Here is a 13,601-nt window from a genome sequence, read left to right on the forward strand (position 1 = left end):
ACATTCTGCATTCTTCATTCTCCATTCTTCATTCTTCATTCTTCCAGCAAGCCATCACAAAACGCCTTCAGTTCCGGATTGACAGAACTATTCCTGAAATTACTACGTAAGTAAGCGCAACCCCTAGCTAAGAGTCCATCCAGGGTGTCCACCCGCCACAGCTTGATGGTATCACCGTCTATAGTAGCCAGTTGCGACCCATATGGGTGGAAAACTAGGCGAGTCCCCTCGAATTGGGCAATTTGCCGACCTGCTAAATCCCACAGGCGGACGGTACGGTCAACTCCAGCGCTAGCCAGCAGCTGACCATCCGGACTAAATTCCACCTGGTCAACCCAACCCTGATGCCCTTTCAATTCCTGGATTTGCCTAGTTTTGACGTCCCACAATCTCACGATTCCGTCAACTCTAGCGCTAGCCAGCAGCTGGCCGTCCTGGCTCAATGCCAGCTGGTAAACTCTACCCTGATGGCCTTTTAATGCTTGGACTTGTCCAGTGTTGACATCCCACAATCTCACGATTCCGTCAACTCCAGCACTAGCAAGGAGTTGACTATCCCAGCTAAATTCCACCTGGTAAACTCTACCCTGATGGCCTTTTAATGCTTGGACTTGCCCAGTTTTGACATTCCACAACCTGACAATTCCGTCAAATCCAGCGCTAGCCAGCAGCTGACCATCCCGGCTCAATGCCACCTGGTCAACCCAACCCTGATGCCCCTTCAATTCCTGGACTTGCCCAGTGTTGACATTCCACAACCTGACGATTCCGTCAAATCCAGCGCTAGCCAGCAGCTGACCATCCTGGCTCAATGTCACCTTCCTAACCTTACCCTGATGTCCTTTAAATTCTTGGACTTGCCCAGTTTTGACATCCCAAACCCTCATGATTCCGTCAAATCCAGCGCTAGCCAGCAGCTGACCATCCCAGCTCAATGCCACCTGCCTAACCTTACCCCGATGCCCCTTAAATTCTTTGACTTGCCCAGTGTTGACATTCCACAACCTGACAATTCCGTCAAATCCAGCGCTAGCCAGCAGCTGACCATCCTGGCTAAATTCCATCTGGGTAACCCTACCCTGATGCTCCTTAAATTCTTGTTGGACTTGCCCAGTTTTGAGATTCCACAACTTCACGATTCCGTCAACTCCAGCGCTAGCCAGATGCTGACCATCCTGGCTAAATTCCACCTGCCTAACCTTACCCTGATGCTTTCCAAGTCTAGGCTCCTGAATGTGGTCAAGAATCATTTGTAAAGCTAGTAGATGCTTCCCAAGTCTACGCTCCTCAATGTGGTCAAGAATCTGTTGTAAAGCCAGTAAAGGACTAGCAGCAGGATAGTCTTTCCAGGGAGTATTTTTCGTGACCATTGCTTTCAAGGCTTTCCCGGTCTCCATAGCTGCTAGTAAGGTATCAAACGGGCTATATTTAAATTGGTTAAGATGTTCAAATCCTGCTCGTTCTAGTTTTGCTCCTTCTTGCTTCCATTGCTCTAAAATCCGCTTTTTTTCCTCAAAATTTGCCAATATTTTCCGAATTGGATGTACTAAATAATCATGAACTAACTGATATAATTCTTCTGTTCCTAGTGGAATTTGAAACACTAAACCTGAGCTCACTAAAATATCCAAAATCAAGGTGAGTTGCTCTGGGGTTAACCTTAACCCGGTAGCTAATTCACTCTGCGTTCTTAAGGGTCTCAATTGCTTGTCATCAGTCAAGAGAAACAACAATTGCCAGGTAGTTTCTTGGTGTTCAGGTCCACAATCGGTAACCACAGCGTCCAGATAACGCTCTACTAGTTTTTCCTTATCGCCCCCTTTCTTATACCTCTCCAAGGTGACTATTTCCTCGGTTTCTAATTGCGCTCCCACCACCTGCAACTCAATCGGACGTACTTCTCCTGTTTCTGCTGCTAAATCTTTGACCAATTGCTCAATCAACTCTGGTTCTAAGGAAAACTTAGCCTGCTTCGTTAACCGTTCAATCACCGCTTTGGCCTGGGACTGAGTAAAATTACCTAAGTAATATAGGACATCCTTGCTGAGGATATCATTATTGACGACATCTAAACTAATTAGGCGGTTATTACACTCTAATAAATAATAGATATAATCTTCTCGTAAGGCTAGAATAACCTTTACCGCCTCAAGGTCTAGACAGTCTTTTACAAATTGATAAAAAACTCGCCGTTGCTGTGGCTGAGGATACTGAAAGAAAAATTCTTCAAACTGGTCGAAAATTAGCACAGTCAGTCGATTACTGTCACCATTGTGTCCCAGCTGGTGGAGAATTTTGCCCAGAATTTCATCCCCCTCTCCCCTCTGCTCTGTGCCAACTATCCTTTTAGCCAAGCTATACTCCCACCGGTTATAAACTGTCAGCAACACCGGCTCCACATCCCGAGCGGCAATAATCTCTTGCTGTAATCTAGGAATTAAACCAGATTCAATTAGAAAACTTTTACCCACGCCGGAGGAGCCACAAATTAGCGTTAGTTTGTGGTCTGTGCGAGCAATACGCTCCACTAAGTCATTAATAGCTTGCTCTCGACCAGAGACAGCAATGCGATCAGCCACCTGAGTATCCCTGATTCCTTGGTTGAGGGACAATTGACCAACGCCCACAAATGCCCGAAACCGGAACTGATACTCGATTGATTGCTGGTATGCCTTAACTGAGAAAGCTCTTTGATACTCCCCTTGGTCAAAGTAGAGCTGTCGCAATTCTGCCAGAATTTTAATATATAGATCAGGATTAAACTTAGGTAGGGTTTGGTCTTTGGCAAGCTCAAGATGGGCAATCCCTTTCTGGGGTTCACCAAGATGCTTGTAGGCTCTGCCTAAGGATAAGCGATACCAACCTTGATGAAGTCCCCACGCCCAGTCCAACTGCTCCCGCGTCAGGTCACCAGGGAGGTGAACAGAATTCTTGGCATCGGTAAGGATTTCCAGTGCTTGAGTTGCCAACTCCTTGACTCGATGCCATTGGGAGCGAGAGATGGCGACTTCTGCCTCTAGAAAGCCGTAATCATGAGCAAGGCAGACTGGGTTGGGGTATTCCTGATGGAGGGTTAAGGCTTTTTTAGCTAAGTGATCTAACTCATGCCATAGCCCTAGTCTTTGTAAAATTTCCCCCAAGGGATTGATAAACTTAGCCACTAAGTCTAGACGCTTAGCTTTCTCAAACCAATAATGCGATCGCACAAAATATTCCCTAGCCCGTAGGCAATGTTGCTTATGCTGATTCCGGTTTTGATCGGCATAGGTACGGTACAATTGCCCCATATGGAAAAGAACACATCCGTATCGGATTAGATATTCGCGGTCGGCAGAGCGGGAAGAGGGGTAAGCTCGCAGAAGACGTTCCCACAGGTCTATACTTCGTTGATAATGCTCTTGGGACTGCTTGAGATCATCGGGAATTCCTCGACCTAAAATAAATTCCACACTAGCTTCTAAGTCTAGCGCTAATTCTACCTGCCGATGTTGCAAGTCTTGCCAAGCTTGGCGTAAGTCAGCCAGCTGCTGGTTACTGAGATTATGTTTATGGTTAAGAACCTCAGCAGCTCCAGCGGCTAAGACTTGAGCAAACCCAAGATCAGTAACCTGTTGGATAAATTCGATTACGTCAGCGGTAGAGATTTGAAAGTCCAGGGGTGAACCGGTTCCCCAACTGGCCAAATCCCTGGCGGAGTGCAGGAATTGGGAATAGACTCGATCATCTACCCAAAATAAAACCGGGACATGGAACTGTTTCCGAAACTCTTCCCGGACTCGATTGGCTAATCTGAGCAGTTGCTCAAGGTTTCTGACCACCTCAAAGCCATAAACCATAATCCCTTGGGGCGGTTGTTGTGCCAGTTGGGATTGAATGTGGCTGTATATAGTCCTGTAGAGCTGAGTGACCTCCGGAGTTAGCCCAATCGGGAGAATCTCTACGGAACAAACCTCGGCCAGCTGTTGAATCAACTGGTCTCGCCACTGGGTATAATTACAATGGGCAAAGATTAAGGAAAATTCCTTTTCACCGGCTCCCATTTCCATTGCCCAAGCCAGCTGCTTCAATAGCTGTTGATGATCAGCGTTTTGGTGATGATCCTGTGGCTGACGATTAGTCATTGGGTTATCGCAATCGGTGTCATCGTGTTTCTAAATTCAAGGTCTGACTTTGAGGTGGTGCGTTACGGGCAGCAACCTAACACTCTCGCTTGAGGCGGTCAGACCCGGTGGTGCGTTACGGGACGGACTGTCCCAATACTGCCTACCGATAAAATCAGGGGGAGCCCGTCCCTAACGCACCCTACGCAACTCTTCCCCCGATTCCCGATTCCCGATTCCCGATTCCCGATTCCCGATTCCCGATTCCCGATTCCCGATTCCCGATTCCCGATTCCCGATTCCCGCCGCTATAACTTTCCTGTTTCTACTAGAATCGGATTCACTGCAAACCAAGACCCTTGAGGGTCATAGTACTCATACACAAATAGACTACGCACCAGCACTCGATAATGGTCGTCACCACTTACTTCTTGGTTCTGATGAACCTGACGCAATAATTTCCACTCCTCTTCATCAATTGCTAATCGGATTTTATTACAGCGACTACGAATAACCTGGTCTAACCCTGCTCGGGATAGCGGTAACTTGCCTTCCACCATAATCCAATCCCGAATCATTGCCAGTAACTCCCGCACATGACCACCACTGATAGAACAGAGTCTGTCCAGGGTTTCTGGTGCATCAAACACTTCCCCAATTCCCTGCAACCGTTGCGCTGATGCTAGCTTAGGGAAAGCTCTAGCCATTACCATCGCTCTGAGCCTTGCCATTCCTTGCTCACACTCCTTACCATTCCGTTGCGTCACTGGCACCATGGGCAACACCTTCGGCTCAACCCCGAAACGATTGGTAAGCCGGACGATATCATTACAAAATCGTAGCCCTAGGGGCATCGTATATATAACATGACAGTTGAGTTGGCGCAACTGTTCTCCCCGGTCTACAAATAAATATTCCGGTTGTGGTCTGCCCCAAGGCTTGGGCACAATTTCCACTCGGTCAAGGTTATCCACGATTACCACTAGTCCCCGTTTTCCCTGGTGTTGGAGTTGAGCGATCGCAGGCTCAATCAACTCGGTATTAATAACATCAATAATGGTTTTGGTACGAGGTTCGATATAATCCCGCAACCGATTACGCAAGGTTGGGCTATTTTTGGCTTTCGTGGTAATCTTGGCAATTCCTGCCGATAGCGAATACTCTCCCTGTTTTTCCTTGACCCCAAACTCACCAACCTTGGGAATCTTAACCTCAACCCCAGTCACATCGGAACCCAACAATGTGTTAATTTCCTGTAGGAAAGCTTTAAAGCCTTTTAGTTGTAAGTTAACCTGGTTAGCTTCCAAACTTTCACTGACCTGGCGAGCAATAACTAATAAAATATCCCCCACATCTACATCATTCATCTCCAAGTCCTGATCCGACTCGAAGTAAACCACATGAAAGTTTTCTGCTAGCAACTCAGCCTTGAGTCGAGATAATTCCGTAGATTTCCCACAACCAATATGTCCCGTAAATAATTGACAGGTGGGCTGGTCTTCCGAGAATAGAGTAATTTGCGCTTTCAGTTGCTCAATCAGTGCTCCCCCCCGGACAGCAGAAAAATCGATATAGAGTTTCTGGTCTTCTGCCTGGGTGAGATCAAGGGTTTTGCTTGGATTAGTGGCTTTGTAAAACTCGGTGAAGTTTAGAGTCATCCGGTGTGGGGTGTGGGGTGTGGGGTGTAGGGTGTGAGGTGTCAGATCATCAAGGGTTCAAGACTGTATATGTATCATTAGTAATGCTGCGAGTTCTAATTCGTTTTTGGGTACACTAATAGGTTATTTTTGTCTATAGTAATCCATTGCACTAAGGGTAGGCTAATTTAGGCAAGTGCGATCGCATCAGCCTGTGAGCCTGGTGATTGAGCCTGTGAGCCTGATCAGCCAAAGTGATCCCACTAGCTTAATGACTTGGAGGATAAAATGTAAGCATTCAGCTATCAGCTATCAGCTATCAGCTAATGCGCTACTTGAGGTGCTTTTGAATAAAATAACCACCTCAAGCAGCGTGAGCCTTGGCCTTGGCCATAGGCCAAGCTTTCGGCAAAGCCGACGCTTCGCAAACGCGAATGGCTGACGGCTGAATGCTTACGATAAAATTTATGGCAAGCCTTAATCTCAAAGAAGAAGCACGTAGATTAATCGATAAATTACCAGAAGATTTTAGCTGGGCAGACCTAATACAGGAAATTCACCTCCGCCAAGATGTTAAAACTCAACCTGCTGACAGCACAGAAGCTCGAAAGATACCTGTAGTAACAGCTATCTTCGATGGTGAGGTTTTACGGTTAGACAGAACTGTTAATCTCGAACCCGGCAAGCGCTACGCGATTGCTATTGAGACAGAAGTGACAACAGTAGTTACTAGCCAAAATGCCTGGGATGTGTTATAAGGATTTGCCGGAACAGTTGAAGCACCATCAGACTGGGCTATGGAACATGACCATTATTTGTATGGAACGCCTTGTTCAAGCTGGTTATCGAGCTTTGATGCTTGATAATTAAAAAACTATAGCACTAAGGGTAGCTACCTGTAGGGTGGGCAAAACCTTGCCCACCCTACCCATGGATTCTGTGGGTAAGTCCTGAGTAAAAAACTATAGCACTAAGGGTAGGCTAATTTAAGTAAGTGCGATCGCATCAGCCTCTGAACCTCGTGAACGAACCTCTGAACCTCCTGAGTGTAAAAAAATACTAATTAAAGTCCGGTGGGCAAAGTATTCTACTATATAGGGTTTCTCATACCTATGAACTACAGAGGATTTTTTCCCTCTCCCCACACCTCCCACACTTCCCACCCTCCCCACACTCTTATGCATAATTTCATTCCTCCGGAACGATTTTTCCCTTATCTGACCTGGACTGATATCGAACAGATGCCAGACAAAGAAAATGTTGTGATTATTCAGCCGGTCGCTTCCATTGAGCAGCATGGCCCCCATTTACCGCTGATTGTAGATGCGGCGATTGGGGTGGGAGTCTTGGGCAAAGCCTTAGGCTGCTTAGACCCAGAAATCCCGGCTTATGCCTTACCTCCCCTTTATTACGGCAAATCCAATGAGCATTGGCATTTTCCTGGCACCATTACCCTTAGTGCTCAAACCTTACTAGCGGTGCTGATGGAAATGGCTGATAGTATCTATCGGTGTGGGTTTCGGAAGTTAGTACTGATGAATTCCCATGGCGGACAACCCCAAGTGATGGAAATTGCAGCACGGGATATTCACCACAAGCATGAAGATTTTATGGTATTTCCCTTGTTTACCTGGGGCGTGCCTAACATGGCCAAGGAATTAGCTACCCAGAAAGAATTAGAATTAGGGATTCATGGGGGGGATTTAGAAACTAGTCTCATGCTCTGTCTACTCCCCGGTCAAGTGAAAATGGATCGGGCAGTAAAGGAATATCCCCAGGGATTGCCCGAAGATAGTCTATTGAGTATGGAAGGAAATTTGTCCTTTGCTTGGCTGACCAAGGGGCTGACTCAGAGTGGAGTACTCGGGGATGCCACAGCAGCAAGTGAGGAAAAAGGCGATCGCTTATTAGCCTCTCTTTGTGATGGTTGGGTAAACGTGATTCGCGATATCTATCGGTTTCAGCAGCCTGATGTGACGAAGAGGTGATTGCTTAGGGAATCGGGAATCGGGAATCGGGAATCGGGAATCGGAAGTCTGAGGAGGGTGGGGAGGGTGGGAAGTGTGGGGAGAAGGGGAGGGAAGAAGAGTGTGGGAATAGGCAAGAGGCAATAGGCAATAGGCAATGGTGCGCCCTTGTCCCATAGTGCTGCATCCCTTTTATGATAATGTTTTCATCTATTTTTCTTCTGCCCTGAGCCGAAGCTCCCCGTTGGGAAGTTGCCTAGAACTCTTGGCTGATCAATGCGGATGGCGAGACTCGAACTCGCATGGCTTTCGCCACACGCCCCTCAAGCGTGCGTGTCTACCATTCCACCACATCCGCGATTTGCTAACCGTTTCTTAGGATAACATACAACAGTACTGAGCTGCAAAGCCTGGATCATAAAATTACTGTCAAAATTGCTGTGAAACTTAAATTGACGGGTAAACTCAATTTAGGCATGATAGCACTAGGCATTAGGGATTAAGACAAAAAAAACCCTTAATAGTTTATAAACCATGTTGCGCCCCACCCTCCCCACACTTACTATATTTCCCAACCCTCCCCACACCGACCTTTCTCCCCACCCTCCCCACACTTCCCACACTTCCCACACTTCCCCATCAATCCTAGTTTTACATCTCAACTAAAAACCCTATATAGCCAAGCTATTTTATGAAATTTTCAAAGATATTAATTGCCAATCGTGGGGAAATTGCCTTACGGATTATCCGAACCTGTGAGGAGATGGGGATTCCCACCGTTGCAGTTCACTCGACCATTGACCAACATGCTCTTAATGTCCAACTGGCCGATGAAGCGGTTTGTATCGGGGATCCTCCCAGCAGCAAAAGTTATTTAAATATACCCAATATTATTTCTGCTGCCCTCACTCGCAACGCCACTGCCATTCATCCAGGCTATGGTTTCCTATCAGAAAATGCCCGTTTTGCTGAAATCTGTGCTGATCATCAGATTTCTTTCATCGGTCCTACCCCAGAAGCGATCCGGGCCATGGGAGATAAATCTACGGCCAAAGAAACCATGCAACGAGCGGGTGTGCCCACAGTACCTGGAAGTGATGGATTAGTCAGCTCTGAGCAAGAAGCTCATGCGATCGCACGTCAAATTGGCTATCCTGTCATGATTAAAGCCACTGCTGGTGGTGGAGGAAGGGGTATGCGCCTGGTACAGGATGACAGCCAATTGATTAAACTCTTCCAAGCCGCTCAAGGGGAAGCCCAAGCCGCCTTTGGTAATGGCGGGGTATATATTGAAAAATTTATTCAACGCCCTCGCCATATCGAGATTCAAATTTTAGCTGATAGTCACGGCAACGCAATCCACTTGGGTGAGCGAGACTGCTCGATCCAACGGCGTCACCAAAAGCTACTGGAAGAAGCCCCTAGCCCAGTGCTTGACCCAGAATTGCGGGAAAAAATGGGTAATGCTGCGGTAATGGCCGCTAAGTCCATCAATTACGTCGGAGTTGGTACAGTAGAGTTTCTCTTAGATGCCTCTGGTGAATTCTACTTTATGGAAATGAACACCCGAATTCAGGTAGAACACCCAGTCACCGAGATGATCACCGGTCTAGACTTGATCGCCGAACAAATTAAAATTGCTGAAGGGGATAAACTAAGCCTGACCCAAGACCAAGTTACTCTCAAAGGTCACGCCATCGAATGTCGGATCAATGCCGAAGATCCAGACCACGGTTTCCGTCCCCAACCAGGACGAATTAGTGCTTACCTACCACCAGGAGGACCAGGGGTGCGCATGGATTCCCATGTTTACCCCGATTACGAAATTCCCCCCTATTACGACTCTCTGATTGGGAAATTAATCGTTTGGGGTCCCACCCGTGATGCGGCCATTCAGCGCATGAAACGAGCCTTAAGGGAGTGTGCCATTACCGGAGTCACCACCACCCTCACTTTCCATCAAAAAATCCTAGAGACACCAGCTTTTATTGAGGGTCAGGTCTATACCAATTTTGTCGAGAAGGAGATGATGACCTGAACAGCAGAAGGCAGAAGGCAGAGGGCAGAAGTAGGAAGAAAGACAAAAGTAAGTCCTTGGTAATTAGCGATAGCGCTACGCGCACGCTACGCGAACGCATCTTAGTTTTACTTTTTTCTGTTAATACACATCTTGTCTATCTTGTCAATGGGTAAGTCCTCATAGCAGAACTTTTCTTCAATTCCCCTCCCATAACCGTAAAGTAAATCAGTGTACTACATTTAAGTCTTTTAAATCTCTGTGACTCCAGCCCGGTCAGTATTTTCACGTTCGTTTTTGTCCCAAAGGGAGGGGAATTACATGGTAATAGCCAACTATTTATAGTTAATTAAATAGTCAAGCAGTATAAACTTATTAAAGTTTTTATTAAATAAAGTTTAAATGGAATTAAAATCAATTACTTCTGTTATAAAATAATTATTGAAAAAATGCTGATTTTACTAGGGAAGTATAAAAATGTTGAGTGAACTATTGAATAAAAAACATACCAAGAATTTTTGGGTATACGATGCAGACAAGAATGGATATGTGGACAAAGCCGACTTAGAGCGATGCGCTCTTAATCTGGCTTTGCTACGAGGTTTGGAACCGGGAATGCCAGAATTTGAAGATATTAGTGCAAAATATGCGGCAATTTGGCAAAAATTTTGGCAGCCTGCCGATCTCAATGGTGACGGAAAAGTAGAATTGGAAGAGTATCTGACGGTGGCCGAAAAATCGATTGCTAATTTCCCTAATTCAGCAGAACTTCAAGAAGCTCATGATGCTAAAGCAAGCATTATCTTTAGCATCTTGGATACGGATAGTAATGGTACAATTAGTCTGGCTGAATACAAAGAGTTTTGTAAAGCAGTACAGCTCGACGAAGATATTGCTGAAGTAGCTTTTGCCAAGTTAAATCAGAATGGAGATGGAGTTATCTCTAGTGAGGAATACTTAGAAAGAAGCAAGGAATTTCATACAAGTGATGATCCTAATACACCTGGTAACTGGCTTTACGGCTCCTATGAATAATCCCAATGTCAGGACTGGTTTTTCCATCTAGCTGAAACTCAGTAGAGTTGAGACCGCTGAAGGTAATCCTTCACACCCCCCTTGAAATTTTTCCTGGAACCTTGAACTTTCCTAAAACCATTGGGGCTAAGTGAATGGTTAACCATTACCCCTGTAACCTTCAACCTTGGCCAAAAGGCCACGCTACGCGAACAACCAAACAACCTGCAACCTTCAACCTGCAACCTGCAACCTTCAACCTTCAACCTTGGCCAAAAGGCCACGCTACGCGAACAACCTCCAACCTGTAACCTCCAACCTGTAACCTCCAACCTTCAACCTCCAACCTTCTAGATCATCATCCTCAGGATTCCCTGCTGACCTAAAAGAATTTCCCGCAGCAGGCTGAAAATCCCTACCCAAATAATTGGGCTAATATCAACCCCACCAATGGGAGGCACAATTTTGCGCATTGGCACTAAAAAGGGTTCCGTTGGCCAAGCTACTAGATTAAATGGCAAACGATTTAGGTCTACCTGAGGATACCAGGTCAGAACAATGCGAAAGATAAACAAAAAGATCATTAGTCCGAGTAACGGACCAAGAGTCCAGATAGCAATCGTAGCAGCAGTCATGGCTTATTTAATCTTAATGATCACAAATGTATTGCTGGTGGCACCGTCAGCGGTGAGCGGTGAGCGGTGAGCAGTCAGTGGTCAGTGGTCAGTGGTCAGCTTATTTTATTCAAAAGCGCCGATTGCGCTACGGGCACGCTGCGCGAAGATTACCGTGGCACAGGCTTCCAGCCTGTGACCTAACCGATAAGCTGATAGCTGATAACTGATAGCTGATAGCTTACGTGCCGCCTTAGGTGGGTAGGTGGCTTACGGGCGTCCTTGTGATTGTAGTTAATTTAATTTAAACTTTCTCAATAATAGTATCATGTTCTTAGTTCACCCCTCACCAAGCCTCACCTCTGCTCCAATAGGGAACCGGCAGTGGCATGGGGGAAAGCAATCATGTCTAACACTTACCCGATTGGGAAGTGTAGGAGCATCACAAACAAGATTTACAAATTAACTAGGAGTTTTTATGACACCTTCATTAGCCAACTTTTTGTGGAGTTTACTTTTGGGTACTGCCATTGTGGTTATTCCTGCCACTGTGGCACTAATCGTCTTTAGCCAGAGCGATAAGATCCAACGCTCATAACGAAATCCCTACTATCTATGCCTTCAACGAAGTAAGGCGGAGCTTCGATAGCAGGAAATTGAGTGGGTTCACAACCCGCTCAATTTTTGTATTCAGAATCTCTCCTGATCCAGGAGTAAAATGGTTGTTCTCCAGTTACAGTAGAGTGTAAGACCAATAACTCGCTACCATAAAACTGACCATAGGAGAGTAGCAATGGTAAATTTTGGGTTTAATTCAGCTAGCCTTTTGGGCATATTCTTGATGCTTGCCGGAGCAGGACTCTATTTCCTGCGCTCGGTCCGTCCAGAACTAGCCAGAGACCATGATATCTTTTTCACTGTGGTCGGGGTAGTTTGTGGCTTTATTCTGGTGACTCAGGGATGGCGACTCGATCCAATTTTGCAGTTGAGTCAGCTGTTGTTGAGCGGTACAGCAATATTTTTTGGTGTGGAAAGTCTGCGGTTACGGGGCGTTGCCACTAAAAAAGCCCGGGAAGATGCTGGGTTTGAAGACCGCCAGCGACCAGTTAGCCGTAACTATTACCGCGAAGAACCACAAGAGGCTAATGTTTATGATGAATACGATGAACTAGAGCCGGTAGAGGAGCAATACTCCAACCCTCGCTTGCGGCCCACAGCAGATTCCAGGGAAAGGCGCATAGACCGTTATGAAGCAGAAACCCGCCGTCCACCAAGGAGTCGAGGGAGTTCAGAGGAATCTAGGCTAGAAGAGCGGACGCGTAAACGCCGCCCTCGTTCTAATGGTCAGTTTTCAGAACGACCTAGAGAGACCTGGCAGGCTAAGTTAGATAGTGATTGGGAAGACAGACCATATCGTAGTAGACGTTCTCGTCCTTCGGAACAATCTGTGGAACGACCTGTAGAACGATCTGTAGACACTTGGGAGGCTAAGTTAGATCGGGATCTAGACAGAGATCTAGACAGAGATCTAGATAGAGATAGAGAAGACAGACCCGTTCGCCGTAGCCGTTCCGGTCGTGAATCTATAGAAAACTATGACTCAGAAAACTATGACTCACAGATAGCCTCAAGGGAAAGAAAGCGTCGTACCACCCCAAGGGAGGAAACATCCTCTAACTACTCAGACCAAAACGATTATGTGGATTACAAACCCATCGACCTGTCTGAGGAAGATGATGAGCCGTTAGGACCGTTTGAGTACTAATAAAACTAGCTATCAGCTATCAGCTATCAGCTATCAGCTATCAGCTATCAGCTATTAGCTATCAGCTATCAGCTATCAGCTATCAGCTATCAGCTATCAGCTATCAGCTATAAACTATCAGCTATCAGCTATTAGCTATTAGCTATCAGCTATCAGCTATCAGCTATCAGCTATCAGCTATCAGCTATCAGCTATCAACTATCAGCTATCAGCTATCAGCTATCAGCTATCAACTATCAGCTATCAACTATCAGCTATCAGCTATCAGCTATCAGCTATCAGCTATCAGCTATCAGCTTAAGGGCACGCTACTTGAGGTGCTATTAGTTATCAGTTATCTGCTAAAGGCTGAGGGCTAAAGGCTGAGGGCTGAGGGCTGAGGGCTGAGGGCTGAGGGCTGAGGGCTGAGGGCTGAGGGCTGAGGGCTGAGGGCTGAGGGCTGAGGGCTGAGGGCTGAGGGCTGAGGGCTGAGGGCTGAGGGCTGAGG

Annotated in this window: 13 protein-coding genes and 1 tRNA gene; 7 read left to right on the forward strand and 7 right to left on the reverse strand. The window is 46.4% G+C overall.

The window, feature by feature from the left end; translation table 11 throughout:
- Positions 1-35: 35 nt before the first annotated feature.
- The 3 genes from F6K63_RS31275 to F6K63_RS31285 all read right to left on the reverse strand — a co-directional run bounded on the left by F6K63_RS31275 (position 36) and on the right by F6K63_RS31285 (position 5,758).
- The gene (locus F6K63_RS31275; protein WP_287314181.1) at positions 36-4,121 is read right to left on the reverse strand and encodes an nSTAND1 domain-containing NTPase; all 4,086 of its coding nucleotides are present in this window, start codon (positions 4,119-4,121) and stop codon (positions 36-38) included.
- 171 nt (positions 4,122-4,292) lie between these two features.
- On the reverse strand, positions 4,293-4,454 hold the full coding sequence (locus tag F6K63_RS31280) for a hypothetical protein (RefSeq protein ID WP_287314183.1): 162 nt from the start codon (positions 4,452-4,454) through the stop codon (positions 4,293-4,295).
- Positions 4,409-5,758, reverse strand: coding sequence for an ATP-binding protein (locus F6K63_RS31285; protein ID WP_287314185.1), 1,350 nt, complete (start codon positions 5,756-5,758; stop codon positions 4,409-4,411). The genes F6K63_RS31280 and F6K63_RS31285 overlap by 46 nt, the downstream gene beginning before the upstream one ends.
- 428 nt (positions 5,759-6,186) lie before the next feature.
- On the opposite strand from F6K63_RS31285, the gene F6K63_RS31290 reads away from it, so the two are divergent.
- The gene (locus F6K63_RS31290) at positions 6,187-6,495 is read left to right on the forward strand and encodes a hypothetical protein (RefSeq protein ID WP_287252000.1); all 309 of its coding nucleotides are present in this window, start codon (positions 6,187-6,189) and stop codon (positions 6,493-6,495) included.
- A 228-nt stretch (positions 6,496-6,723) separates the two neighbouring features.
- Here F6K63_RS31290 and F6K63_RS31295 read toward each other — a convergent pair whose 3' ends face one another.
- A complete protein-coding gene (locus tag F6K63_RS31295; RefSeq protein WP_131827281.1) occupies positions 6,724-6,921 on the reverse strand; it encodes a hypothetical protein in 198 nt (65 codons plus the stop codon).
- On the opposite strand from F6K63_RS31295, the gene F6K63_RS31300 reads away from it, so the two are divergent.
- Positions 6,916-7,725: a creatininase family protein gene (locus F6K63_RS31300; RefSeq protein ID WP_008186603.1), complete on the forward strand. Its 810-nt coding sequence runs from the start codon at positions 6,916-6,918 to the stop codon at positions 7,723-7,725. The genes F6K63_RS31295 and F6K63_RS31300 overlap by 6 nt on opposite strands.
- Positions 7,726-7,729: 4 nt before the next feature.
- On the opposite strand, the gene F6K63_RS31305 is transcribed toward F6K63_RS31300, so the two are convergent.
- Together F6K63_RS31305 and F6K63_RS31310 are read right to left on the reverse strand one after the other, a co-directional pair.
- Positions 7,730-7,891: a hypothetical protein gene (locus F6K63_RS31305; protein WP_154659851.1), complete on the reverse strand. Its 162-nt coding sequence runs from the start codon at positions 7,889-7,891 to the stop codon at positions 7,730-7,732.
- Between the two features lie 90 nt (positions 7,892-7,981).
- A tRNA-Leu gene (locus F6K63_RS31310) sits at positions 7,982-8,062 on the reverse strand.
- Positions 8,063-8,395: 333 nt separating this feature from the next.
- Here F6K63_RS31310 and accC point away from each other — a divergent pair.
- From accC to F6K63_RS31325, 3 genes are all read left to right on the forward strand, one after another.
- Positions 8,396-9,742, forward strand: coding sequence for an acetyl-CoA carboxylase biotin carboxylase subunit (gene accC / locus F6K63_RS31315; protein WP_287314187.1), 1,347 nt, complete (start codon positions 8,396-8,398; stop codon positions 9,740-9,742).
- Between the two features lie 456 nt (positions 9,743-10,198).
- The gene (locus F6K63_RS31320; RefSeq protein ID WP_008186607.1) at positions 10,199-10,756 is read left to right on the forward strand and encodes an EF-hand domain-containing protein; all 558 of its coding nucleotides are present in this window, start codon (positions 10,199-10,201) and stop codon (positions 10,754-10,756) included.
- Positions 10,757-10,876: 120 nt separating this feature from the next.
- Positions 10,877-11,089: a hypothetical protein gene (locus F6K63_RS31325; protein ID WP_044493872.1), complete on the forward strand. Its 213-nt coding sequence runs from the start codon at positions 10,877-10,879 to the stop codon at positions 11,087-11,089.
- On the opposite strand, the gene F6K63_RS31330 is transcribed toward F6K63_RS31325, so the two are convergent.
- Positions 11,086-11,370 (reverse strand): YggT family protein, encoded by a 285-nt coding sequence (locus tag F6K63_RS31330; RefSeq protein WP_008186608.1) that lies wholly within the window; start codon positions 11,368-11,370, stop codon positions 11,086-11,088. The genes F6K63_RS31325 and F6K63_RS31330 overlap by 4 nt on opposite strands.
- 457 nt (positions 11,371-11,827) lie before the next feature.
- Between F6K63_RS31330 and psbX the strand changes: the two genes are divergently transcribed.
- Entirely contained in the window at positions 11,828-11,947 is a 120-nt protein-coding gene (gene psbX / locus F6K63_RS31335; protein WP_071986908.1) for a photosystem II reaction center X protein, read from the forward strand.
- A gap of 195 nt (positions 11,948-12,142) precedes the next feature.
- The gene (locus F6K63_RS31340; RefSeq protein WP_287252010.1) at positions 12,143-13,114 is read left to right on the forward strand and encodes a Ycf66 family protein; all 972 of its coding nucleotides are present in this window, start codon (positions 12,143-12,145) and stop codon (positions 13,112-13,114) included.
- The last annotated feature ends 487 nt before the right edge of the window (positions 13,115-13,601 follow it).

It is taken from the genome of Moorena sp. SIO1G6, from assembly GCF_010672795.1.
GTDB lineage: Bacteria > Cyanobacteriota > Cyanobacteriia > Cyanobacteriales > Coleofasciculaceae > Moorena > Moorena producens.

Excerpts from the sequence above, each read along its gene's own strand:
- F6K63_RS31305 (WP_154659851.1), bottom strand. The coding sequence starts at position 7,891 with ATGCAGCACTATGGGACAAGGGCGCACCATTGCCTATTGCCTATTGCC.
- F6K63_RS31295 (WP_131827281.1), bottom strand. The coding sequence starts at position 6,921 with ATGCATAAGAGTGTGGGGAGGGTGGGAAGTGTGGGAGGTGTGGGGAGA.
- F6K63_RS31285 (WP_287314185.1), bottom strand. The coding sequence starts at position 5,758 with ATGACTCTAAACTTCACCGAGTTTTACAAAGCCACTAATCCAAGCAAA.
- psbX (WP_071986908.1), top strand. The coding sequence starts at position 11,828 with ATGACACCTTCATTAGCCAACTTTTTGTGGAGTTTACTTTTGGGTACT.
- F6K63_RS31340 (WP_287252010.1), top strand. The coding sequence starts at position 12,143 with ATGGTAAATTTTGGGTTTAATTCAGCTAGCCTTTTGGGCATATTCTTG.
- F6K63_RS31290 (WP_287252000.1), top strand. The coding sequence starts at position 6,187 with ATGCTTACGATAAAATTTATGGCAAGCCTTAATCTCAAAGAAGAAGCA.
- F6K63_RS31300 (WP_008186603.1), top strand. The coding sequence starts at position 6,916 with ATGCATAATTTCATTCCTCCGGAACGATTTTTCCCTTATCTGACCTGG.
- F6K63_RS31320 (WP_008186607.1), top strand. The coding sequence starts at position 10,199 with ATGTTGAGTGAACTATTGAATAAAAAACATACCAAGAATTTTTGGGTA.
- accC (WP_287314187.1), top strand. The coding sequence starts at position 8,396 with ATGAAATTTTCAAAGATATTAATTGCCAATCGTGGGGAAATTGCCTTA.
- F6K63_RS31275 (WP_287314181.1), bottom strand. The coding sequence starts at position 4,121 with ATGACTAATCGTCAGCCACAGGATCATCACCAAAACGCTGATCATCAA.
- F6K63_RS31330 (WP_008186608.1), bottom strand. The coding sequence starts at position 11,370 with ATGACTGCTGCTACGATTGCTATCTGGACTCTTGGTCCGTTACTCGGA.